Origin of the sequence: Corynebacterium incognita (assembly GCF_014217255.1) — a bacterium.
Lineage (GTDB): Bacteria > Actinomycetota > Actinomycetes > Mycobacteriales > Mycobacteriaceae > Corynebacterium > Corynebacterium incognitum.
Map to the genome: position 1 here is coordinate 2,233,924 of NZ_CP059404.1, position 22,073 is coordinate 2,255,996.

A 22,073-nucleotide genomic window follows, 5' to 3' on the forward strand; every position below is an offset into this window, starting at 1 on the left:
GATTAATGTCCTTCTGTAGCAGCGATGATGGTGAGAAGCGGGATGATTCGCGCAGGAGCGAGGCGGTAGATTCCTTTACCTTCCTTGATAATCCAGCCAGCCTTTTCTAGTTCTCCGCAGTGGTGATAAGCCGCTCCGATGGAGCTAACGATTTCTTCCTCGACGAACTTGTGAATCGACATGGGGCCGTGGAGAAGGCGCTGAGCGATTTTCCCTCTAATGGGATGGCTAATGGCGGCGAGCCGGGCGAAATGGATGTCCCATTCAGTAGTGCGAAGAAAATCTGTGGTCCGTTGCCACTGGTAGCTCACTTCTTCGCCGCTGGGCAAGCGTGATATTCCGGCAAAGATGACAGAGCCGTTCGGAATGTCTTCCGATGCCAGCTCTTCGATTGCCCAAAACTTTTCGCCGGCATTCGAGTCTAAGGGGGGATTGGAAGCAGTCTCAGGGATAGACGTTTCCAGTTGCGCTACGCGCTCCTCGAGAGCCTGCAGCCGTGACTCTAGTTCATTTCCGTACGAGGAATTTTCCATATGTTTAAAAATACAGAAATTTGGAAAATGTGCAACGTTAGTTGAGCTTTGAAATGTTGGTTCCTATCCCCGCATTGGCCACGAGGTGCTCAGGTTCGTGACATCCTTGCCCTGGCCATCGAGGTATTTTTTGAGGTTAATCTGCATATCGTAGAAGCTGGTGGCCTGGAATTCCATGAGTTCGCCGACGTCCATCTGAGCCAGTTCCGGGAAGCGGTTGCGGACCTGCACCCACGCAATGCGGGCGGCCGCCATGGCGTCGGCGGTTGCCTCGTGGGCGTTATCGAGCTTGACGCCGTATTCCGCGCACACATTGCTTAGGGTGCGGCTGCCTTTGCGGTAGCGATCCTTGGCGCGGTCAATGACGAACGGGTCGAACACCGGACCCGTCACCGTAAAGTCTCCGGTCAGGTGGCGCAGAACCGTGAGGTCATACGGTGCGTTGTAGACGATGAGCGTGAGTCCCTCGTTCCAAGCCTGTTTGATGGCTGCGACGGTCTCCTGGAGGACTTCGTCGTGCGGGCGTCCCTCCGCGCGGGCTTTCTCCGTGGTGATGCCGTGTACCTTCGCTGCTTCCTCGGGGATCTCTACTCCGGGGTCGGCGAGGGTCTCCTTGGCGTCGACCTGCGAGCCGTCGATACGCACGAGAGCCGAGGTGACGATTCGGGCTTCGAGCGGATTGGCAGAGGTAGTTTCCAGGTCGAAAGACAGCATGCGGGAGGCGTCGAAATTCATAGCTAACACTCTAACTGCCCCCGAGACATGATGGCATGGGCGTCGGGAAAATGCTGCAGGGCGCATTAGAATGGCCAGCGTGACTGACAAGACTGAGATGAGCGACCTGCAACGGCAATGGAGCGAGCTAGCGGACGAGGTGCGACACCACCGCGAGCTGTACTACAAGGGTGAGCCCACTATCCCCGACGCAGACTTTGACGCGCTGTTCCAACAACTCCAGGCGTTGGAGGCGGAGCACCCGGAGCTTGCCGTTCCAGATTCGCCGACGATGGAGGTCGGCGCGCCGGTGGACGCCGCGTTGCCGGACATCGAGCACCTTGAACGCATGATGAGCCTGGACAACGTCTTCGACGCTGCCGAACTGCAAGACTGGCTGGATCGCACGCCGGCGCAGACCTATCTCACCGAGCTCAAGATCGACGGTGCGTCCATTGACTTGGTGTATCGCGACGGCGAACTCGCCACCGCGGCAACTCGTGGCGACGGCCGCGTAGGCGAAGACATCACTACCAACGCCAAGGTTATTGCCGACATTCCGCATCGGCTCACCGGCACCGCTGAGTATCCCGTGCCAGCGCTCGTGGAAATTCGGGGCGAGGTGTACATGACGCCGGAGGATTTCGCGGAGATTAACGCCGAGCGCGCGGAGGAGGGCAAGCCGACGTTTGCCAACCCGCGCAACTCGGCCGCCGGTGGCCTGCGGATGAAGAACCCAGAGGACGTCAAGAAGCGGCGCCTGCGCATGGTCAGCCACGGCATCGGCGCCCGGGAGGGCTTCGAGCCGGCATCGCAGTTTGACGCCTACAAAGCATTGGAGGCGTGGGGGCTGCCGGTATCGCAGTACACGGAGCGCGTACACACCGCCGTCGAAGTGCAAGAGCGTGTTAGCTACTGGGCAGATCATCGCCACGATGCTGTGTTTGAGATGGACGGACTGGTGGTGAAGGTCGATGACCTTGCCTCGCAGCGCCAGCTGGGCGCGACGTCGCGTGCCCCGCGGTGGGCGATTGCCTACAAGTACCCGCCGGAGGAGGTCACCACCAAGCTCATCGACATTCAGGTCGGCGTGGGGCGCACCGGGCGCGTGACCCCGTACGCCGTCATGGAGCCGGTGTTCGTGTCCGGTTCCACGGTGTCCATGGCAACGCTGCACAACCAGACAGAGGTCAAGCGCAAGGGCGTACGCATCGGCGACACCGTGGTGATTCGCAAAGCCGGCGAGATCATCCCCGAGGTCTTGGGACCCGTCGCAGAAAAGCGCGACGGCACCGAAGTCGAGTGGCAGTTCCCCAAGGACTGCCCATCGTGCGGCACTACGCTTGCGCCGCAGAAGGAGGGGGACGCGGACTGGCGCTGCCCCAATACCCAATCGTGCCCGGCGCAGCTGTCGGCGCGGTTGGAATACCTCGCCGGACGAGGCGCGTTCGACATTGAAGCGCTAGGGGAGAAGGGAGCCCTCGACCTCATCACGAGCGGCGTCCTTACTGACGAGTCAGATCTCTTCAACCTCACCGAAGAAGAGCTCGAGAAATCGGCGGTGTATACCACCAAGGCCGGTAAGGTCAACGCCTCCGGAAAGAAGCTCCTCAAGAACCTAGACCAGGCAAAACAGGCGGACCTGTGGCGAGTCATCGTGGCTTTGTCTATCCGCCATGTAGGGCCCACCGCCGCGCGTGCTCTGGCATCGCGGTACGGCGCGCTTCCCGCGCTTATCGACGCCCCAGTGGAGCACCTCGCGGAGACCGACGGCGTCGGCAGTATCTCGGCACAGGCGCTTAAAGATTGGTTCGCGGTGGAATGGCACCGCAACATCGTCGACAAATGGGCCGCGGCGGGGGTGCGCATGGAAGACGACCAGTCGGACAAGGCCCCGCAGACCCTCGAGGGACTCACCGTGGTGGTCACTGGAACTTTAGAGAACTTCTCACGAGACAGCGCCAAGGAGGCCATTATCTCCCGCGGCGGGAAGGCGGCGGGATCGGTGTCCAAGAAGACCGACTTTGTCGTGGCGGGCGCCAACGCAGGCTCCAAGGCGGAGAAGGCGGAAGCGCTAGGCGTTCCGATTCTCGACGAGGACGGTTTCACCGAACTCCTTGAGAAAGGACCCGAGGCGGTGCAGTCTTAGCGCAGCGTGGCGCCCACGATGGAGCCGATGTTGCCCAAGTGCTCGACTTCTGAGGCTAAGTAGTCAGGGCCGCCGGTGCGGCCGAGGATGACTACTAGGCCGTCGGGCCCTACCGGGGCGACGGCGAGTGCTGAATCCAAAAGGGTCCACGGTTCAGGCACCCAAGGGTCGTTGTCGCGGTGCAGGGTACGCGGAGAATTGAGTTTTGGGTTCTCTGGGACAGTGCCGTCGTCGGTAGGTGCGGCGTCGGAAGAGACCACACGGTGCATCGGGGCGGTAGAATCTGCAACGATCGCCCAGGTGGATGTCATTGCGCTGGGAAGGCCATCGACGAGGGTACGTAGGGCGTCGTCACGCGATTGTGCTTGCGCGACGCGCGCGAGAAGCGCAATGTGGCCGCGCCGATCGATGGTGCCGACGAATGGCCGGATGGAGTCCACCTCCACATTCGGGACTGAGCTCGCAGCGGTGATGAGCTCATCAGCCATGGTGCCCTTGGGAAGCGCCACCACCATGTCATCCATCACTGTGCCGTCCGGAAAGTTCTGGACGATGTCCACCGATTGGATATTGCCGTCGATGAGTCCGATGGCGTCGGCAAGCTGGCCTAAGCTGCCAGGCGAGTCGGGGAGGAGCACACGAATGAGGAAGGACATGGCTAACTAACTTTCTAAATCTAATATGAAATCGCTAATATTTAATCTACGTCACATTGCCACCAACGTTACACCGTTGGTCAAGAGGGGTCGGGGTGTGAAACGGGCGGGGGTGACCATCCGTAAGAGTGGGGTCGTGCAGTACGATGGGGCAAGTAGATCAACCCTCCACGGGCGTATATTATACGGTAAACTGTATACGTTCTTGTGGCCGATATGCAAAGGATAAAATTCGCGTGTCTGAGATTTCGCGGGATGAGGTCGCACACCTCGCCAAGCTCTCCCGCTTGGCGCTGAGTGAAGACGAGCTCACGCAGTTCGCAAGCCAGATTGAAGAGATCGTCGACGCGGTGTCCGCCGTGGGAAAGGTCGATGCCGCAGGCGTCGAACCAATGAGCCACCCGCATTCGGTTAACGCCACCATGCGTGACGACGTCGTGGTTCCTACCCTCACAGCAGAGCAAGCGCTCGACCAGGCACCTGCTGTGGAAGAGAACCGTTTCGTAGTGCCGCAGATTCTCGGAGGGGAAGAATAAAATGAGCAATTTCGTTGTGCCCTCCGAGGGTATCGTGTCCATGACCGCCGCAGAGCTGGCGGAGAAGATTCATTCCCGCGAGCTGACCTCTCGCGAGGTCGTGCAGGCGCACCTGGACCGTATCGCCGCCACCGACGAGCACCTCGGCGCATTTCTGCACGTGGGTGCGGAAGAAGCACTGGCTGCTGCGGACGCCGTCGACAAGGCACTCGACGCCGGCGAGAAGCCAGCCTCCGCCTTGGCGGGCGTGCCGCTGGCTCTGAAGGACCTGCTGACCACTACCGACGCCCCGACGACCGCGGCCTCGAAGATGCTCGAAGGCTGGGTATCGCCCTACGACGCAACCGTAACCCGCAAGCTCCGCGAGGCCGGAATTCCTATCCTGGGTAAGACGAATTTGGACGAGTTTGCGATGGGCTCATCCTCGGAAAACTCCGCGTTTGGTCCTTCCCACAACCCTTACGACGTCGAGCGCACCCCGGGCGGCTCCGGTGGTGGTACTTCGGCTGCGCTGGCCTCGGGTCAGGCCCCACTGGGTATCGGAACGGACACCGGCGGCTCTATTCGCCAGCCGGCAGCCTTGACCAACACCGTGGGCGTGAAGCCGACCTACGGCACCGTGTCTCGTTACGGCCTCATTGCTGCTGCCTCCTCCCTAGACCAGGCGGGCCCCACGGCGCGTACCGTCCTGGATACTGCGCTGTTGCACGACGTTATTGCGGGACACGATCCGTTCGACGCCACGAGCGTGGACCGACCAGTGGCAGACGTGGTGGCCGCGGCCCGCGAAGGCGCGAATGGCGACTTGACCGGCGTGAAAATCGGTCTGATCAAGCAGTTCGAGCGCGACGGCTGGCAGGCAGGTGTCATGGAGGCCTACCACAAGGCAGTCGACCAGATGGAGGCTCAAGGTGCTGAAACGGTGGAGGTGGACTGCCCGCATTTTGATGATGCCCTCGCGGCTTATTACCTCATTATGCCGTGTGAGGTGTCTTCGAACCTCGCACGTTTCGATGGCATGCGCTACGGTCTCCGCGCTGGCGATAACGGTAGCCACTCTGCCGATGAGGTGATGGCGCTGTCGCGTGCCGAGGGCTTCGGCCCCGAGGTCAAGCGTCGTATCATGCTGGGCGCCTACGCGCTGTCTGTTGGCTATTACGACGCCTACTACCTTCAGGCGCAGCGCGTGCGTACGCTCATTGCTCAGGATTTTGCGAAGGCGTTTGAGCAGGTCGATGTGCTGGTGTCGCCGACCACCCCGACCACCGCCTTCAAGCTGGGGGAGAAGGTCGAGGATCCGATGGCGATGTACAACTTCGACCTGTGCACACTGCCTCTCAACCTGGCTGGTCTGTGCGGCATGTCCGTGCCGTCCGGAATGGCCAGCGACACGGGACTGCCAACCGGTTTGCAGATCATGGCGCCCGCGTTTGCGGATGACCGCCTGTACAAGGTGGGCGCCGCTTATGAGGCGGGACGGAAATAGACTAAGGGTCTTTCAAGGTGGAGACCGATAGAGTCTCCAATGGTCGGACGTTTCGTGGTGTTGCCACGAAACATCCGGCCATTATGCGTTTTTGCTGTAATACTGAAATGCTGGCCTTCGAAAAGCACAGACGTCACTTGCGCTGGAATAGCATTGGGATCTTCCGCGGAAGTGACAGTGACGGTGTGGGGCAAAGCTGCTAATACAACGTCGGTATGGTCGGCAGAATTGTCTTGCTCGATGAGTTCGTATTCCCCCGGTCCCCAGGAACTCTCGAGTTCAGAAGAAGTTAAAGTCCCTTCAGCGTTGAGGGTGGCAGGAACGGTGGTGGCGTCCGATATGAATTCGGCGACGTCCCAGTCTCGTGGGCGATTGAGGAGCTCGCTAGGACTAGCTACCTGCCTGATGTGACCGTCGATGAGGACAACCACTCTGTCTGCAATGGCGAGAGCTTCCGCGCGATCGTGCGTGACATGAATTGTGGTGAGGTTGTTGGTCCGAGTGAGGCTCACGAGTTCCCGTCGTAAGCTGTCACGCAGTGGCTCGTCTAGTGCAGACAGCGCTTCGTCGAGAAGCAAAACAGTTGGGTCTGCGACGATTGCCCGGGCCAGGGCAACTCGCTGGCGTTGCCCTCCCGAGAGGCTGTCGGGCTTGCGACGGCCGAAACCTTCTAGACCGACAGTGCGCAGGACATCCTCGACTTTGCATTTCCGCGTCGCTGACGATTCGCCTCGCATCTTCAACGGGTAAGCGACGTTATCGAATACATTCATGTGAGGCCAGACTGCGTGTTGCTGAAAGACCATGCCTAAATTTCGCTTTTCCGGTGGGGTCCCTGACACCTCTCGGCCAGAAAGTTTGATGTGACCCTCTGTCGGGGCAACAAAACCAGCGATGGTGCGCAGCAATGTGGTTTTGCCGGAACCGGATGGCCCGACCAACGCGATAAATTCCCCTTTTTTAATGGAAAGGGAAATATCGCGCAGGCCCTGGGTTCCGTCAGGAAAAACTACACTCAGGGAGGAAACTTCAATCATCGGGAAGTCCTTAATGTTAGTGCGAGAGCAACGATGCCAACGAGTGTAAACAGCAACGATAGAGCTGCCGCGGAGTTATAGTCGCCGGCCTGTTGCAGGTTGAATACTTGTACACCGAGAGTGGTTGTCCCGGGAGCAATGAGCAGAATAGAAACAGTCAGCTCCCGGACAGCGGTAACGGCCACGAGCACTGCGCCGGAAACCGCCGCGGGGATTGCGAGTGTCCCGGTTGTTTCAAAAATGGCGCGAATAGGGCCCGCTCCTGAGACTCGTGCGGCTTCTTCCAGTGCTTTGGGGCTGGTCTGGAGAGGGGCGCGCACGGATTGCACAACCAATGCTGTGAAGGCGCAAATATAAGCACCGAGGATCACCCAGATAGTGTTGTAGAGGCCCGCGTAACGTCCGAAAATGAGCCACGCCACGCCAACGATGAGACCCGGCAAGGCGGTAGGAAGCAGCACCTGGAGAGTCATTAAGGTGTTACCACGAAGCGAAGTGCGGGTCACCACAATGCCGATGAGCCACCCAAGAACTCCGCAGATCAGTCCTGCGGCTACTGCCAAGAATGCAGAGTTTTGGAAACCATCGATCACTCGAGGGTTTGTTAACGCCTCTGTGAAGTTCTTCAGCGTCACGGTGTCGGCGGAAAACTTCACGCCTGGTGCGGGGAGCAATGCACGGTAGGCGAGCCCCATGAGGGGCGCGAAAGTAAGGACGAGCGCACCGCACCATGAAATCAATGTCAGGGGAGTTTTCGCACTACCTAATTTAAATCGAAGTGTGTTCCCGGAATCTTGCAGTGTGGACGCAGCGTAAAGCGCCACGACGTAGTCGGCGATCACCGCAGCGATGCCCAAGACAAGCAGGACAACACCGATTGTAGAAACGACCTGCAAAGGGTTGTCTACAGTTCCCGAGTCCATGAAGCGATAGATCATCGTGGCGAGGGTTTCGAAGCGGGCCGGGGAGCCAATCAAGGCAGGAATACCAAAGTCCGCGAGGTTCGCAACTGCCGTCAGCGTGAAAGCTGACAGGAGTGCTGGGCGAAGCAGGGGGAGGGTGATCGTGCGAATGACGGTGACCGTTGACGCACCAGAAGCTCGAGCTGCTTGTTCTAGGTCCGCTGGAATCGACCGCAAGGCAGCGGAGACGATGATGTACACCGTCGGGTAGGAATGAATTATGAGCAGCAGAATTACCCCGTCGGCTCCGTAGATGTTCCATATTTCGCGCTGCGCATTAAACCCCTGGGCTGGACCGAACAGTTGCATCCATGCGATAGCGCCGATGAATGGAGGTACCAGGAGTGGGGAAAGCATCAACATCCGCAGAAGTCTCCGACCGCGGACGTCGGTGCGATCAATGACCAGAGCCACCAATGCGCCGAGAACTAGGGCCCCCAGGGCGGAGACGATCGTGGAGTAGAAAGAATTCCACAGAGCATTCCCGAGGCCATCATTGAGGAGTGTCGGAAGCTGGTTTCCTCCTAGGGCCAGGCTGACAACAAGCGAAAGGGGAACCGTGAAGAGCCCGATTACAATAAGCCAAACGCCTAGCCCTAGAAAACGGTGACTTGAGGGTGTTGAATCGATACGCGGGCGCACGTTACTTTACGGCGTCCTGGAACTTCTTGACTGCATCTTCTTTATTCTCAGAGATTTTCTCGAGATCGGGATTCATCAAGGAGATCTCTTCGAGTTTTGGCGTTCCTTCGGGAGTGCCAACGTCCTTGCGCACTGGGAGGTAAGCCTGCTCAACCGCAAGCTTTTGGCCTTCTTCGCTGATCAGAAATTCAATGTACTTCTTCGCGGCTTCCTTGGCGTCTGAGTCCTCAAAAATGCCTGCTGGTTCAGAAACGAAGGGGACGCCTTCCTTTGGATAAGAAACCTCGACTGGCGAACCGGCTTCTTTCAGGTCGCGAATTAGGTAATCCACGACCACACCGACAGGGCGGGAACCGGACGCAACTTCTTGAGACGTTGGGCCGTTCGACTTTGCGATCATTGGCTTGTTCTTGCCGAGCTTTTTCATCCAATCGCCGTCGAGTTCTTCATCCCACACCGCAGCGTTGAATGCTGCTGCGCCAGACACCGCAGGATCAGGCATGACGAGCTTGTCCTTGTACTTCGGATCCGTCAATTCTTCCCAAGAGGTTGGAGCTTCTTTGACCTTCTCGGTGTTATACGCGATAACAGTTGGGATAATTCGGGTACCAACGTATTTCTCGTCCTCGTCAACTACTTCCTCGAGGAGGCTGTCCGTTTCGATGTCCAGCTCTGCGAGATCATCGCTGTAGTTTTCGAACGTTGCCGAGTCTGCTGCCCAGAACACATCGGCCCCGACATCACCGCTTTGCTTTTCGGATTCGATACGGGCGGTGAGGTCTCCGGTGCCAGCGCGGTAAACCTCTACCTTGATGTCCGGAAATTTCTCGTTGAAGGCTTTATTGATCTCATCGACCTTTTCCTCGGGCTCCGAGGTATAGACCGTGATAGTTTGTGCGTCTCCGGATCCTGCAGAGTCATCCGCAGCGGGTTCGGAACATGCTGCCAAGCCAGTGGCCAGAAGCAAAGTGGTGGTCAGTGCGATACGACGCATGAAAGTCCCTTTCGTTGAGTGAACGGAACAATTCTGCTCCGTCAGCATGAACGAAAGGGATATCCACGGTTAATTATGGGTGAAATATCTATTTGCTGTCAGAAAACGCGTAGGCAGCCCCCGACACCGCCGCGGTCACCGCAAGTACGGACGGCCACGCACCAATTTTCTTGGCCAATGGGTGCGATGCCCCAAAAGCCATGCAGTACCCCGTCGCCAGCAGCGACGTCGTTAGCGGGTTCGTCTTGTTGATCCAGGAACGTACTGACCACGCACCCGCGGCTGCGAGCACCACGCCACCCAGCGGGCGGATACCCGTCTCCCGGGCCGTCAGCCATCCGCCAAGGAGACCGACCGCGGTGGTCGCCGCAGTAGAGACCTGTTCTGGTTTCTTAATATCAATCATTGCCATGTCCTCCACCGTATACGGCAGAGCGCGACTTAGGGGGCCAACACGGAACCGTTAGAATTGTGCCAATGAATAACTGGCGCGCACTAGGAGCCCTGAGTCTCGGCTTCTTTGTTTCTTTGCTTGACCAGTCCATGGTGGCGGTGGCAATCCCGGCGATCCAACACGAATTCGGGACCAGCATCGGACAAACCCTCTGGGTATCGTCCATTTATCTCTTGGCCGTCGTCATTCCTCTTTTGGTGACTGGACGGCTCGGGGATGTTCTCGGGCCAAAGCGCATGTTTTGCTTGGGGGTCAGCGTCTTTGGTGCCGGGGCCATCCTGGCCGCGACCGCCCCGACCATCGAGGTACTCATCGCTGCCCGCGCCATTCAGGGACTCGGCGCCAGCATCCAGATGCCGCAATCGATGGCAGTAATCAACCGCATTTTTCCCCGTGAACAACGCGGGCGGGCATTAGGTGTGTGGGGCATCGTTGGGTCGCTTGCAAGCCTCGCTGGCCCTTTGGCGGGCGGGTTCATAACCGACACCTTTGGGTGGCATGGCGTCTTTTGGTTGCCCTTGCCCTTCGCCGTGGCCGCGGTTGTGCTTGCAATGGCCTGGGTGCCATCTCTGCCCACGCATGCCCGCACCATCGACCCGTGGTCCGTGGTGTGGAGCATGGCGGCCATGGGCAGCCTCGTCTTCGGTATTCAAGAGCTGTGGTGGGTGGCCCTGGCAAGCCCCATCTTCTTCCTTTTGTTCTTGCGTCGCCGCAGCCCGGATCCGCTTGTGCCCCGCGAATTGTTTAGAGACCGGAACTACAGCATCGGCGCCTTCAGCATCGCCACCATGGGATTCATGGCAGCCAGCATGATGCTTCCGGTTATGGTTCGTTTACAAGAGGAAATGAGCCCGGATCGCGCGGGGCTGATGATGGCTCCCATGGCGATAGTGTCCATGGCGGTCACGCCTTTCGCCGGCGTCATGGTTGACAAATATCATCCCCGGACATTGTCCCAGTTTGGTTTTGGCGTGGTCGTCCTCGCCCTGGTGCTTCTCGACGTCGTCTTGCACCTCGGCACGACCACCTGGGTTGTGGTTCCTGTGGGACTGCTCGGTTTCGGCCAGGCCTTTATTTGGGGTACCAACTCCGCGACAACAATGCGCGACATCCCACCACGACTCATGGGAGCGGGCTCCGGTGTCTACAACACCACCCGTCAGGTCGGCTCCGTCGTCGGAGTCGCCGCGGTATCGGCCGCCATGCAGGCGAACGTTGACAGCATCGCCGTGATTATCGCGGTGGTGGCATGTGGATTCGTCGCAGTTTCCTTCTTCCGCGACACATTGAAAGTTGATCTAAGGTAGGTGGCATGCGCCTTGCAACTTTGACGTCCGGTGGCGACTGCCCCGGCCTGAATGCTGTTATCCGTGCGGTCGTCCGCACTGCGAACAAAATGGACTCCACCGTCATCGGTTATGAAGATGGCTGGGTAGGGCTCTTGGAGGATCGCCGCCGCGATCTTTATGACGACGCTTATATCGACAAGATTCTTCTCCGTGGCGGAACAATCTTGGGTACTGGTCGTCTGCACCCAGACAAGTTCAAGGCGGGCTTGGACCAGATTAAGTCCAACCTTGAGGACGCAAAAGTCGATGCTCTCATCGCTATTGGCGGCGAAGGAACCCTTAAGGGGGCGAAGTGGCTCTCGGACAACAGTGTTCCGGTAATCGGCGTGCCTAAGACGATTGACAATGACGTCAACGCCACCAACTACACCTTCGGCTTCGACACCGCAGTATCGGTGGCCACCGATGCCATTGACCGACTGCACACCACCGCCGAGTCCCACGAACGCATCCTGGTGGTTGAAGTGATGGGGCGGCACGTGGGCTGGATTGCTTTGCATGCAGGCATGGCGGGTGGCGCGCACCACACGGTTATCCCGGAGGAGCCTTTCGACGTCGCTGATATCTGCAAGTCCATGGAGCGGCGTTTCCAGATGGGTGAAAAATACGGCATCGTCGTTGTCGCGGAAGGCGCCATGCCCAAGGAGGGCACGATGCAAGCCGACGAGGGCGGCATCGACGAGTTCGGTCACAAGACTTTCACGGGCATTGGCCAACAGATAGCTGACGAGATTCATCGCCGCACTGGCTACGACGTGCGAACCACCGTGCTGGGACACATCCAACGCGGCGGTACGCCGACGGCTTACGACCGCGTGCTGGCTACTCGTTACGGCGTCCACGCCACAAAGGCTGCGCTGGCAGGGGATAGCGGCAAGTGTGTTTCCCTCCAGGGTGAGGCGATTTCGTTGGTGGACTTGGAGGACGCCGTCGGCAAGCTCAAAGTGGTTCCGCCTGAGCGCTACGCTACTGCACGCGCCCTGTTTGGCTAGTAGTAGTATGGCAGCCATGACTGCTGCGATGTATGACCTGATGGACTTTGACGAGGTCCTGGAAAAGTATGAACCAGTAATGGGCATGGAAGTCCACGTGGAGTTGGACACCGCGACGAAGATGTTTTCTTCGTCGGCCACGAACTTCAGCGCAGCGCCCAATACCAACGTCGACCCAGTCTCTCTCGGCCTGCCGGGCGCTTTGCCCGTGGTGAACGCGAAGGGCGTCGAAGGCGCGATCAAGATTGGTTTGGCGCTGAACTGTTCTATCGCCGAGTCTTCGCGTTTCGCACGCAAGAACTATTTCTACCCGGACCAGCCGAAGAATTATCAGATCTCGCAGTACGACGAGCCTATCGCTTACGACGGCTACCTCGATGTGGTGCTGGAAGATGGTACCGAGTGGCGAGTTGAGATTGAGCGCGCCCACATGGAGGAAGACACCGGCAAGCTCACCCACTTAGGCGGCGCGGACGGCCGCATCCACGGCGCAACCGCTTCGCTGGTCGACTGCAACCGCGCGGGCATCCCGCTCATCGAGATTGTGACCAAGCCAATTGAAGGCGCAGGCGAACGCGCTCCCGAGGTGGCCAAGGCGTACGTCTCCGCGCTGCGCGAATTGGTTGCGGCGCTCGGCGTATCCGATGCCCGCATGGACCAGGGCTCTATGCGCGTTGACTCGAATCTTTCCCTGCGCCCCATCGGGCAGAAGGAGTTTGGTACCCGCACCGAGACCAAGAACATCAACTCTCTGAAGTCGGTGGAGCAGGCAGTCCGCTTCGAGATGCAGCGCCAGGCCCAGGTTCTTGAGGACGGCGGCGAAATCGTCCAGGAGACCCGCCACTACCAAGAAACCGATGGATCCACCTCCAAGGGACGCCCAAAGGAAACGGCAGAAGACTACCGCTACTTCAACGACCCTGACCTTCCCCCGGTCATCGCGCCGCGCGATTGGGTAGAGGAGATCCGTAAAACCCTTCCTGAGATGCCGTGGATTCGCCGTGCCCGCATTCAGGAGGAGTGGGCGCTCAAGGACGAGGAAATGCGTGACCTCGTTAACGCGGGCGCCCTGGATTTGATCATCGACACCGTCGAGGCCGGCGCAAAGCCCGACGAGGCCCGTTCCTGGTGGGTGTCCTACCTTGCAGGCAAGGCCAACGAGCAGGGCGTGGACCTCCCAGCTCTCGCCATCACCCCGTCCCAGGTGGCACGCGTTATCGCCCTGGTGAACGAGGGCAAGCTGACTACCAAGCTCGGACGCCAGGCCGTTGACGGAGTTCTGGCCGGTGAGGGGGACGTCGACGAAGTGGTCAAGGCTCGCGGCCTTGAAGTGGTTCGTGACGATTCTGCCATCGAAAAGGCGGTCGACGATGCTCTCGCTGCGAACCCTGACATCGTGGAGAAGTACAAGGCAGGCAACAAGAAGGTCACCGGTGCGATCGTCGGCGCCGTGATGAAGGCAACCCAAGGCAAGGCCGATCCCGGCCAGGTCAATAAGCTCATCGCGCAGAAGCTGGGCTAAGCGGCCCGTTCGGTGTCGCGGCCATCAGGCGGTTCGGGTTCTCTACTTGTGACCCGGACCCCGGCCGCGCTCTTTCTTTTTTCCGTCGTATTGAAGCGCGGTTCCCCGTCTGGTGGATGCCACCCAACTTTCCCCGTGAGCGCATCCCGAGCGTAGTGGCCAAGCCCTCCCGCGCCGTCATGACGGTCATTGTTATCGGTGTGGTGTCGTCTGCATAGCAGCGTGAGGTTTTCAATATCCGTTCGACCACCGTCAATGAAGGCTTGAAGATGGTGTGCATCGCACTCAGAGGCTGGCACATCGCAGTCAGGGCACGAGCACACAAGTTCCATTGCGGCCAGTACTAAGCGCTGCTCAAAACTTGCGCTGCGCTTCGCTCGCCCCAGCGCAAGGGGAACTGGATTTACGGCATCACATGCCAAGAAGTAGTCCGCGTCGTGCGCAGTGTTCTGCAGCACCTCCAATGCATTAAGTTCATGGCCGGTATTCGTAGCAAAGCGGGTATTCACTCCGACCCTCTGAAAATCGTCCACCGTGCCCGTCACCACGACACTGCCGCGGCCCCTCCGCGCCTTTCCCGGTTGGTTGAGGTATGAAGAGCAGATCGCATTGAGTTGGTCCGCCCGACGTTGCTGCAGGGTTCGTTTGTCCTCCTGGGGCGAGTCGTGCGTGTTTGTTCCCGGTTGCCGCCCCGCCGCCAACGCCGCGGCAAGGTTGGCTGCCATCCCCGCCGGCAGGTAGCCACCAAAGCGCACTCCGCCATCGGTATCTGTCCTGGTAAACCATACGTTTCGTTTGCGGTGGGCCGCAAGGTGGTCCTTTTTGCCTGCGACGGTACGGGTCCTGCGGTTGGCCTCAAGTACTTTTCGGCGTACCCAGATTCGCAAGTCCTCAACGGTGCGGTGCTTCGCCTGCTCGAGTGCGTCCGCGAACAGTTCTGCCCGCGGCGTGGAAGCGTTCTCGTTGAGGTTCTCCAGCTCCTGATTGATGGAGGTCGTCTTTTCTGCCGCGACCTCTACCGCCGCCTGTCGCGCTCGCGCTTGGTGCTCACGCGCGTTGCGGGCGCGTTCTTCCTCCGCCGTCTTCGCCTTATGAATCGCGTCGTCCCTATCGCTGACCGGAACGTGAAGGAAGTCGGCTTCTTTCACTTCGCGCGCTGGTATCTCGCCATATAGTTCGCGGGCCGTAGCGATCCGCGCGAAAGCTTCTTTGCGACTGATCCCCAGCGTGCGCGTTAGGTAGTCGCACAGGTTTGTAGTTCCCGCTCGGCGGGGAGCATCGGTCTTTTCTGCTAGGTGAACGAACCGAGCGTCCATCGTCGCCTTGGCCCGTAGTAGCTCTTCCATCTGGATTGCGGCGAGTTCCAAGTCCTCGAAGGGGGAAGAGGCGTCGTCAAGCGCTGCGGACACAGCGCGCAACGCACTGCGTGCGGTGTCTAGGTGTCGTGACAAGGACATGTTTCCCCCGAACGATTTTCATGCGACCCGGGACCCCTTCCCGAATCTCTACCCTCACCCTACACCGGAAACCCATTCGAACACAACCCCTCCAATAAAACTAGCCAGAAAATTCTCCAATCAGCTGCTCGGCGCCCACAACCACGAATATTGTCGCGACCGCGCCCAGGCTAAGGTTCATCGCCCATCCGTTCTTCCATGCTCCCATCTCGCGCCGATTGAGAAGCAGTAGGAGAGTGATTGCCAGAAACGGCATGAAGAGCGCACCCATCACGCCATAGGTGATGACGAGCCCCGTGGGCTTGCCTAAGAGGTGGAGGAGCATGGGCGGGAAGGTAAGCCAGAGTAGGTATCCGCGGAAGTACTTGTCATTCGTGCTCACATGCCCTTCTTCGCGCTTGAGGTGGCCCACAAAATCGGCGAACATCAGAGATACGCCGTTCCATACGCCAAGAATGGAGGAGAAGGCGGCCGCCAGGAATCCGAGAAGGTAGATCTTGGCAATGGCTGCGCCGTACCGGTCTTCCAAGACTCCGGCCAAGTCCACTAGGCCGCTATCGCCATTGGACACGGCAATATTGGCGGAGTGCAGCAAGTCAGCGCCAATAATGAGCATCGAAATCACAAAAATTCCGGTCAGGGCATAGGCGATGGCGTTATCCACGCGCATGATGTTCATCCACTGTGGGCCATGCCATCCCTTTTGCTGGAACCAATAGCCATAGGCAGCAAGAGTGACTGTGCCGCCGATGCCGCCCGCAAGCGACATGACGTAAACCAGCGACCCGTCGGGCATGGTCGGAACCAACCCGGCAAGGATCTCCGGTATGTGCCCCAGGGAGAGCGTCGAGATACCCACCACGGTAAAGAACATGACAGCAACCATGAGTGACATGAGTTTCTCAATGAGTCCATATCGTCCCACCCACGCCAACACTAGGCACACGAGGCCACCGACGATGGCCCACATCGTGATGCTGGTCCCCGGCAACAGCGCTGCCATCGCTAGGCCTACTCCGGATGTGCCAGCTGCACCGTAAACGAATCCCCAGATAATCAAATAGGGGCCGAAATACCATGCCGTCCATTGGCCTAAGGAGCGCCAACCATGGAAGATGGTGCTGTCTGTGGCAAGGCTGTACCGTCCAACGCCCTCGACAAGGATAATTTTCATCACCGTTCCCACGATGCACGCCCAGAGTAGCGCGTGCCCATATTTTTGCCCGGCAATGAGCGTTGCCACTAGGTCGGCGCCGCCGACGCCGGTTGCCGCCGCGACAATTCCAGGCCCCAGTTGGCGCCAATTCTTGCGCACTTCCAGTTGCTGACTCGCCATGGTTTCCCCTTAGTGTGGCGAACCTTATATTTTTTGCCAGGGTAGCGCAGCTTCACATAGGCCGCGGAGAAATCGCAGGAATTTTCCTTGCATTGTCCTCCACCCTTGTTGGATATCGCCGCTACTAATAGGTGAAGCGTCGTCCTTCTTCGCCTTGTTCCATCTCAGCGCCCTACCCTGGATCCGAACTTATCGATTACTTAGATGGGAAACATGAATAATCGCGTTGTCTCGATTGCTCTGTCGTTTGTAGGCCTCCTGGTGGGTGCCGGTTTTGCCACGGGCCAGGAGGTTGTTCAATACTTCACCTCCTTCGGCATGATGGGCGTGTGGGGAACCATCGTCGCCGGTGCCATCATGACCTTGGCCGGCACAGTCTTCCTCCAGCTCGGCAGTTATTTCCACGCCGCGGAGCACAACACGGTGTTCCGGCAGGTCACCCACCCCATTATTTCGAAGCTTCTCGACGTTTCTGTCATCATCACCTTGTTCGCCGTCGGGTTCGTCATGCTCGCCGGTGCTGGTTCCAACATGGAGCAGCAGTTTGGTTGGCCTACTTGGGCCGGCTCGACTCTCATGTTGGTGCTCGTCATCTTGACCGGCATGCTCGACGTCAACAAGGTTTCCAAGGTGATTGGTGCTCTCACTCCATCTGTCATCATCGCTGTGCTGGGCGTTGGCATTTACACTGCCTTCAACCTTCCTGACGACATTGGTCGCGCTGTTGAGGTCTCGGCGCAGGTGGAGTCGCCGATCTCTCACTGGTTGGTTTCTGCGTTGAACTACAACGGTCTGGCCTTGATTCTCGCGGTGTCGATGACGTTGGTTATTGGTGGCGATCAGCTTAACCCGCGGGAGGCGGGGCGCGGCGGCATTGTGGGTGGCGTCATCTACTCGGTGATGATGCTCATCTCCATGTTTGCGCTCATCGTGAACGCTGAGAAGATTCAGGGCACGGACATCCCCATGCTGACGCTTGTCGACGCCCTGCATCCCGCCCTGGGCGTTGTCATGGCGGTCATCATTTTCTTGATGATTTTCAATACCGCGATCGGCATGTTCTACGCGCTGGGTAAGCGCTTGTCGGCAGGTCGTGAGGACCGCTACCCAGTGATTTTCATTATCGGTTGCTTGGCTGGATATGCGGTGAGCTTTGCCGGCTTCAAGGCCCTCATGCAATACGTGTACCCGGTCATCGGCTACATCGGCATCGTGATGATTGTTGTTCTCGTCGTGGCATGGCTGAAGTCCTTTTCTGAAATCAAGGACGAGGCCGTGCGCCGCGACCGGTTGACTGCGTTGCTTCACCTCAAGCTGCATCCTGACAAGGAATACAGCGAGGGCTACGATTCCGTCATTGGCGAGGAGCTCGTGGCCTCGAATATGGAGCGTGACGTCCTGTATGACTCAGTCATCGAAGAGGTGGCCAGCGAACTCGATGCTGACGACGATAGCGACTTCAGTAAGGACGAGTTCGAACCGCAGGGCGTGGAGGCATACCTCAAGGATGAGGGCGAGAACAAGAAGTCCTAAGCGCTCGTACAATGGCGGACATGTATATCGCAGATGCAGAACGTTATTCCGCCATGCCGTATCGCCGAGTCGGTCACTCGGGGCTCAAACTCCCAGCCATTTCCCTCGGTTTGTGGCACAACTTTGGCGACGACACGCCCTTGGACCGCCAGCAGGCGATCCTCCGTCGCGCATTTGACCGTGGTGTGACCCACTTTGACCTGGCTAACAACTATGGTCCCCAGCCCGGCGCGGCGGAGGAGAACTTTGGCAAGGTTGTGGCCCGCGATTTCGCTCCATACCGCGATGAAATGATCATCTCTTCCAAGGCGGGGTGGGTGATGAACGATTCGCCCTATGGTTTCGGCGGCTCCCGCAAATACCTGATGAGTTCCTTGGACGCTTCTCTGCGCCGCATGGGGCTGGACTACGTGGACATCTTCTACCATCACCGTCCAGACCCGGACACGCCTCTTGAAGAAACCATGTATGCCCTTCGGGACATCGTCGCCTCCGGCAAGGCACTGTACGCGGGCATTAGCTCGTATGGGTCAGAATTGACTCGGGAGGCTGCGGAGATGATGGCGGAGGAGGGGTGCCCGCTGCTCATTCACCAGCCGAGCTATTCCATTGTTAATCGCTGGGTGGAAGAACCCGGCACGGAGGGCACTTCGCTGTTGCAGCAGGCCGCTGACTCCGGGCTCGGTGTTATCGCTTTTTCGCCTTTGGCGCAGGGCATGCTGACCGACCGCTACCTGGATGGAATTCCGGAGGACTCCCGCGCGGCTGCGGGGAAATCACTGAAGCCGGACTGGCTTAACGAGCAGAACCTCGCCATGATCCGCACTCTCCATGGCATTGCAGAGGATAGGGGGCAGTCGCTGGCGCAGATGGCGCTGGCGTGGATCTTGCGTGACCAGGGGCCGGAGACCGTGACTAGCGCGCTCGTGGGCGCGTCCTCGGTGGAGCAGCTCGACCAAAACCTTGACGCCTTGAAGAACCTTGAGTTCAGTGACTCCGAGCTCAAGGCGATTGACGACGCCGCTCACGATGCTGGAATCAACATCTGGGGTGCCGCCACAGCGTCTCGCACTCACGCTTAGAATCGCAGTAGTTTCACCATCAGCACGAGCATCACAATGCCGATGATGATGTTGATGATGCGCCACACGCGCGGGCGCGCGAGCACGTGGGAGAAGCGGGAAGCAGTAATGCCGAGGAAGGGGAACCAGAAGCAGCTCGCGGCTAACGCCCCGGTGGCGAAGACCCAGCGGTCGGGGTAGGTGTTGGCGATTGAGCCAAGCATCATGACCACGTCGATGTAGGCGCCGGGGTTGAGCCACGTAAACGCGATGGCGGCCAGCGCTGGCTTGACCCAGGTGCGCGCGTTCTTCTGTTTCACCGCAAGGGTGGTGCTGCCCCCAGTCGGCGCTACTTCCTCAGGCTCTACCTCTTCCATGGTGAGTGCTTCTTCCTGGGACTGGAAGGCCTCCCGGAAACTGCTGAAGGCGAAGTATCCCATGTAGATCACGCCAATCCACTTCAGGGCGGTAAACATCCAGGGCAGCTTTTCTACGAGCGCGCCGACGCCCGCCGTTCCTCCGAAAATCAACAGAACGTCGGAGACAATGCAGATGAGAAGGACGGCGAGCAGGCCCTCCTTGCGGATGCCCTGCTTAATGATGAGGGCGTTCTGCGGACCAATGGCCACAATCAGTGAAAGTCCCAACGCGAAGCCGGCGAGAAAAGTCATAGGAATAATGTGGCTGAACTGAAAGATTTAGTCCAGTTAAGGAATCTTAACGTGGTTTAGAATAGCTTCATGAACCCCGTGCATTTGGATACGCTTCTCGCGATTGTTGATGAAGGTAGCTTTGACATTGCCGCCGCTGTGCTGGGTGTTTCCCCGTCCGCGGTGAGCCAGCGGATCAAGGCTTTGGAGACATCCACGGGGCGGGTCTTGCTACGTCGTGCGACGCCCGTCACAGCCACGGAAGCTGGCGAGGTACTCGTTCAGGCCGCGCGCCGCATGGCGTTGGTGCAGGCGGAGACCGATGCGCGCCTGCAGGAGCGGCTGTCGCGGGTGCCCTTGAACGTGGCGGTGAACTCCGGTTCTTTGGCTACGTGGTTCCGCCCAGTGTTTCGGGACATGGCAGCCTCTGGCCGAGCGGCGCTGCGCATCCGCATCGAGGACGAGGACCGTACGCTGGCCATGCTCCGGCGTGGCGACGTCCTAGGGGCCATCACCCGGGAGGAGCAGCCGGTGTCGGGCTGCGAGTCCACCCCGCTCGGGGTGATGCGTTACCGCGCCGTCGCTGCGCCGGCCCTGGCCCGCGCGTTTCGCACGAATGAAGGCGTGAACTGGCAGGAGATCCCCATCGTCATGTACGGCCCCAACGACGCCGTGCTGGATGCCGCGATGCGGGACCGCTTCATAGATAGCCACGTCGCGCGCCACCGCGTGTCGCAGGTGCCGTCCTCGGAAGGTTATCTCGAAGCGGTGGTGGCGGGTATGGGCTGGGGCCTCATCCCGGACTTGCAGGCGGTGGAGGGGTTGGAGGTGCTTGACGACGCCCCCTTGGACGTCCCGCTGTACTGGCAGCGGTGGCGTCTGGAGTCCGAGGTGCTTGAGCTGCTCACGCGTTCGGTGGACCGCGCCGCTAAGCAGCTACGGTCTGGAATGGCTCCGGGTTTTTGACCTCTTCGCCCGGCAACACCGGCACGGGGGAGTAGGCGCCCTCTGCGAAGGGGGAGCCGCCGAAGCACTCTCGGTCGTGCGGCTCGGCCACCCACGCCATGTCAGGGCCCACGGGCACGACCTGGGTCGGATTAATTTCTTTGTGCACGATGAAGTAGTGCTGTTTGATTTCCGTGAAGTCCGTGGTGTCGCCGAATCCCGGAAGCTGGAACAGCTCTTGGGTGAAGCCACGGAGATGTGGCATTTCCGCGATCGTGTTCCGGGAACACTTGAAATGCGAGTAGTACACCGGATCGAAGCGGATGAGAGTGACCCACAATCGGATGTCGGCCTCCGTGAGGTGGTCACCCACCAGGTAGCGCTGGTGGCCTAGGCGTTCCTCGGCCCAGTCGAGGGCTTCCCACATCTGGTGGTAGGCCTCTTCGTAGGCGGATTGTTCCCCGGCGAAGCCGCACCGGTAGACGCCGTTGTTGATGGTGTCGAAGATATAGTCATTGACTTCGTCGATTTCAGCGGCAAGCGCGGCGGGGTAGAGGTCCGGGGTGTTTTCGGGCTTGAGATCCTCACCTTGGGTGATGAAATCCCGCACGAGGGCGCGGTAGTCATTGGTGAGGATGCGCCCGGACGGGACGTCGACAAGCGAAGGAACGGTGATTCCGCGCGAGTAATCGGGAAAGCGCGCGAGGAACGCGTCGTGGAGTCGGGGGATCTTGAGGACCGGATCGAGTCCGTCGGGATCGAGATCGAAACGCCAGGAACGAACGTCGTGGGTGGGTCCGGCGAGGCCGAGGGAGATGGCGTTTTCGAGCCCCATGAGGCGGCGAACGATGACGGCGCGGTGCGCCCACGGGCAGGCTCGCGCCGCGATAAGCCGGTAGCGGCCTGCTTCGAAGGGCCACAGTGTCGTGCCGTTGTCGAGAGTGGTTGCCTCGGTCACGGAAGAGGAAATCCGGTCACTGATGTAGTTGGTGTCGCGCACGAACTCCCCGGTGGAAGCGTTTTTGGGGTCTCCTGTCCAGTCCGACATGTGTCCCCATCCCATCT

The 22,073-nt window shown here is 59.3% G+C and carries 20 protein-coding genes; 9 read left to right on the plus strand and 11 right to left on the minus strand.

Features of this window, described 5'->3' with window-relative positions; translation table 11 throughout:
- Positions 1-2: 2 nt before the first annotated feature.
- Positions 3-533 (minus strand): ArsR/SmtB family transcription factor, encoded by a 531-nt coding sequence (locus tag H0194_RS10375; protein ID WP_185175794.1) that lies wholly within the window; start codon positions 531-533, stop codon positions 3-5.
- A 63-nt stretch (positions 534-596) separates the two neighbouring features.
- Positions 597-1,268, minus strand: a complete 672-nt coding sequence (locus H0194_RS10380; protein WP_185175795.1) for a 3'-5' exonuclease — start codon at positions 1,266-1,268, stop codon at positions 597-599.
- 70 nt (positions 1,269-1,338) lie between these two features.
- Here H0194_RS10380 and ligA point away from each other — a divergent pair, with 70 nt between their 5' ends.
- Positions 1,339-3,396 carry an NAD-dependent DNA ligase LigA gene (gene ligA, locus H0194_RS10385; protein WP_185175796.1) on the plus strand — a complete coding sequence of 686 codons (2,058 nt, stop codon included), beginning with the start codon at positions 1,339-1,341 and terminating at the stop codon, positions 3,394-3,396.
- On the opposite strand, the gene H0194_RS10390 is transcribed toward ligA, so the two are convergent.
- On the minus strand, positions 3,393-4,052 hold the full coding sequence (locus H0194_RS10390) for an ACT domain-containing protein (RefSeq protein ID WP_185175797.1): 660 nt from the start codon (positions 4,050-4,052) through the stop codon (positions 3,393-3,395). The genes ligA and H0194_RS10390 overlap by 4 nt on opposite strands.
- A 236-nt stretch (positions 4,053-4,288) precedes the next feature.
- On the opposite strand from H0194_RS10390, the gene gatC reads away from it, so the two are divergent.
- On the plus strand, positions 4,289-4,588 hold the full coding sequence (gatC, locus tag H0194_RS10395) for an Asp-tRNA(Asn)/Glu-tRNA(Gln) amidotransferase subunit GatC (protein WP_185175798.1): 300 nt from the start codon (positions 4,289-4,291) through the stop codon (positions 4,586-4,588).
- 1 nt (position 4,589) lies between these two features.
- The gene (gene gatA / locus H0194_RS10400) at positions 4,590-6,074 is read left to right on the plus strand and encodes an Asp-tRNA(Asn)/Glu-tRNA(Gln) amidotransferase subunit GatA (RefSeq protein WP_185175799.1); all 1,485 of its coding nucleotides are present in this window, start codon (positions 4,590-4,592) and stop codon (positions 6,072-6,074) included.
- On the opposite strand, the gene H0194_RS10405 is transcribed toward gatA, so the two are convergent.
- The 4 genes from H0194_RS10405 to H0194_RS10420 form a co-directional block, all read right to left on the minus strand.
- Entirely contained in the window at positions 6,053-7,111 is a 1,059-nt protein-coding gene (locus tag H0194_RS10405; RefSeq protein ID WP_185175800.1) for an ABC transporter ATP-binding protein, read from the minus strand. The two genes, gatA and H0194_RS10405, sit on opposite strands and share 22 nt — an antisense overlap.
- Positions 7,108-8,715: an ABC transporter permease gene (locus H0194_RS10410; RefSeq protein WP_185175801.1), complete on the minus strand. Its 1,608-nt coding sequence runs from the start codon at positions 8,713-8,715 to the stop codon at positions 7,108-7,110. Before H0194_RS10410 ends, H0194_RS10405 begins: the two co-directional genes overlap by 4 nt.
- A 1-nt stretch (position 8,716) precedes the next feature.
- Positions 8,717-9,709: an ABC transporter substrate-binding protein gene (locus H0194_RS10415; protein WP_185175802.1), complete on the minus strand. Its 993-nt coding sequence runs from the start codon at positions 9,707-9,709 to the stop codon at positions 8,717-8,719.
- Positions 9,710-9,797: 88 nt separating this feature from the next.
- A complete protein-coding gene (locus tag H0194_RS10420) occupies positions 9,798-10,121 on the minus strand; it encodes a hypothetical protein (RefSeq protein WP_185175803.1) in 324 nt (107 codons plus the stop codon).
- A gap of 65 nt (positions 10,122-10,186) precedes the next feature.
- Here H0194_RS10420 and H0194_RS10425 point away from each other — a divergent pair, with 65 nt between their 5' ends.
- From H0194_RS10425 to gatB, 3 genes are read left to right on the plus strand one after another with little or no spacing between them, the layout of a single operon-like run.
- Positions 10,187-11,470 carry an MFS transporter gene (locus H0194_RS10425; protein ID WP_185175804.1) on the plus strand — a complete coding sequence of 428 codons (1,284 nt, stop codon included), beginning with the start codon at positions 10,187-10,189 and terminating at the stop codon, positions 11,468-11,470.
- 5 nt (positions 11,471-11,475) lie between these two features.
- Positions 11,476-12,504 carry an ATP-dependent 6-phosphofructokinase gene (locus H0194_RS10430; protein WP_185175805.1) on the plus strand — a complete coding sequence of 343 codons (1,029 nt, stop codon included), beginning with the start codon at positions 11,476-11,478 and terminating at the stop codon, positions 12,502-12,504.
- Positions 12,505-12,520: 16 nt separating this feature from the next.
- The gene (gene gatB / locus H0194_RS10435) at positions 12,521-14,026 is read left to right on the plus strand and encodes an Asp-tRNA(Asn)/Glu-tRNA(Gln) amidotransferase subunit GatB (protein WP_185175806.1); all 1,506 of its coding nucleotides are present in this window, start codon (positions 12,521-12,523) and stop codon (positions 14,024-14,026) included.
- Here gatB and H0194_RS10440 read toward each other — a convergent pair.
- Both H0194_RS10440 and H0194_RS10445 read right to left on the minus strand, forming a co-directional pair.
- On the minus strand, positions 14,023-15,483 hold the full coding sequence (locus H0194_RS10440; protein WP_185175807.1) for an HNH endonuclease signature motif containing protein: 1,461 nt from the start codon (positions 15,481-15,483) through the stop codon (positions 14,023-14,025). The genes gatB and H0194_RS10440 overlap by 4 nt on opposite strands.
- 100 nt (positions 15,484-15,583) lie before the next feature.
- Positions 15,584-16,819, minus strand: a complete 1,236-nt coding sequence (locus tag H0194_RS10445) for an Nramp family divalent metal transporter (protein WP_185175808.1) — start codon at positions 16,817-16,819, stop codon at positions 15,584-15,586.
- A 213-nt stretch (positions 16,820-17,032) separates the two neighbouring features.
- Here H0194_RS10445 and H0194_RS10450 point away from each other — a divergent pair, with 213 nt between their 5' ends.
- Both H0194_RS10450 and mgrA read left to right on the plus strand, forming a co-directional pair.
- On the plus strand, positions 17,033-18,352 hold the full coding sequence (locus H0194_RS10450; protein WP_425486431.1) for a YkvI family membrane protein: 1,320 nt from the start codon (positions 17,033-17,035) through the stop codon (positions 18,350-18,352).
- An 11-nt stretch (positions 18,353-18,363) separates the two neighbouring features.
- Entirely contained in the window at positions 18,364-19,434 is a 1,071-nt protein-coding gene (gene mgrA / locus H0194_RS10455) for an L-glyceraldehyde 3-phosphate reductase (RefSeq protein ID WP_425486432.1), read from the plus strand.
- Here mgrA and H0194_RS10460 read toward each other — a convergent pair.
- Complete coding sequence (locus H0194_RS10460) at positions 19,431-20,084, minus strand: LysE/ArgO family amino acid transporter (protein ID WP_185175810.1); 654 nt, start codon at positions 20,082-20,084, stop codon at positions 19,431-19,433. The two genes, mgrA and H0194_RS10460, sit on opposite strands and share 4 nt — an antisense overlap.
- Positions 20,085-20,153: 69 nt before the next feature.
- Here H0194_RS10460 and H0194_RS10465 point away from each other — a divergent pair, with 69 nt between their 5' ends.
- Positions 20,154-21,029 carry an ArgP/LysG family DNA-binding transcriptional regulator gene (locus tag H0194_RS10465; protein WP_185175811.1) on the plus strand — a complete coding sequence of 292 codons (876 nt, stop codon included), beginning with the start codon at positions 20,154-20,156 and terminating at the stop codon, positions 21,027-21,029.
- Here the strand turns inward: H0194_RS10465 and H0194_RS10470 are convergent.
- A complete protein-coding gene (locus H0194_RS10470; protein ID WP_185175812.1) occupies positions 20,992-22,056 on the minus strand; it encodes a glutathione S-transferase family protein in 1,065 nt (354 codons plus the stop codon). The two genes, H0194_RS10465 and H0194_RS10470, sit on opposite strands and share 38 nt — an antisense overlap.
- Positions 22,057-22,073 lie beyond the last annotated feature (17 nt).

Excerpts from the sequence above, each read along its gene's own strand:
- gatB (WP_185175806.1), top strand. The coding sequence starts at position 12,521 with ATGACTGCTGCGATGTATGACCTGATGGACTTTGACGAGGTCCTGGAA.
- H0194_RS10405 (WP_185175800.1), bottom strand. The coding sequence starts at position 7,111 with ATGATTGAAGTTTCCTCCCTGAGTGTAGTTTTTCCTGACGGAACCCAG.
- H0194_RS10460 (WP_185175810.1), bottom strand. The coding sequence starts at position 20,084 with ATGACTTTTCTCGCCGGCTTCGCGTTGGGACTTTCACTGATTGTGGCC.
- H0194_RS10470 (WP_185175812.1), bottom strand. The coding sequence starts at position 22,056 with ATGTCGGACTGGACAGGAGACCCCAAAAACGCTTCCACCGGGGAGTTC.
- H0194_RS10430 (WP_185175805.1), top strand. The coding sequence starts at position 11,476 with ATGCGCCTTGCAACTTTGACGTCCGGTGGCGACTGCCCCGGCCTGAAT.
- H0194_RS10380 (WP_185175795.1), bottom strand. The coding sequence starts at position 1,268 with ATGAATTTCGACGCCTCCCGCATGCTGTCTTTCGACCTGGAAACTACC.
- H0194_RS10465 (WP_185175811.1), top strand. The coding sequence starts at position 20,154 with ATGAACCCCGTGCATTTGGATACGCTTCTCGCGATTGTTGATGAAGGT.
- H0194_RS10440 (WP_185175807.1), bottom strand. The coding sequence starts at position 15,483 with ATGTCCTTGTCACGACACCTAGACACCGCACGCAGTGCGTTGCGCGCT.
- H0194_RS10415 (WP_185175802.1), bottom strand. The coding sequence starts at position 9,709 with ATGCGTCGTATCGCACTGACCACCACTTTGCTTCTGGCCACTGGCTTG.
- gatA (WP_185175799.1), top strand. The coding sequence starts at position 4,590 with ATGAGCAATTTCGTTGTGCCCTCCGAGGGTATCGTGTCCATGACCGCC.
- ligA (WP_185175796.1), top strand. The coding sequence starts at position 1,339 with ATGGCCAGCGTGACTGACAAGACTGAGATGAGCGACCTGCAACGGCAA.
- H0194_RS10425 (WP_185175804.1), top strand. The coding sequence starts at position 10,187 with ATGAATAACTGGCGCGCACTAGGAGCCCTGAGTCTCGGCTTCTTTGTT.
- H0194_RS10420 (WP_185175803.1), bottom strand. The coding sequence starts at position 10,121 with ATGGCAATGATTGATATTAAGAAACCAGAACAGGTCTCTACTGCGGCG.
- mgrA (WP_425486432.1), top strand. The coding sequence starts at position 18,364 with ATGGCGGACATGTATATCGCAGATGCAGAACGTTATTCCGCCATGCCG.
- H0194_RS10450 (WP_425486431.1), top strand. The coding sequence starts at position 17,033 with ATGAATAATCGCGTTGTCTCGATTGCTCTGTCGTTTGTAGGCCTCCTG.
- H0194_RS10445 (WP_185175808.1), bottom strand. The coding sequence starts at position 16,819 with ATGGCGAGTCAGCAACTGGAAGTGCGCAAGAATTGGCGCCAACTGGGG.
- H0194_RS10375 (WP_185175794.1), bottom strand. The coding sequence starts at position 533 with ATGGAAAATTCCTCGTACGGAAATGAACTAGAGTCACGGCTGCAGGCT.
- H0194_RS10390 (WP_185175797.1), bottom strand. The coding sequence starts at position 4,052 with ATGTCCTTCCTCATTCGTGTGCTCCTCCCCGACTCGCCTGGCAGCTTA.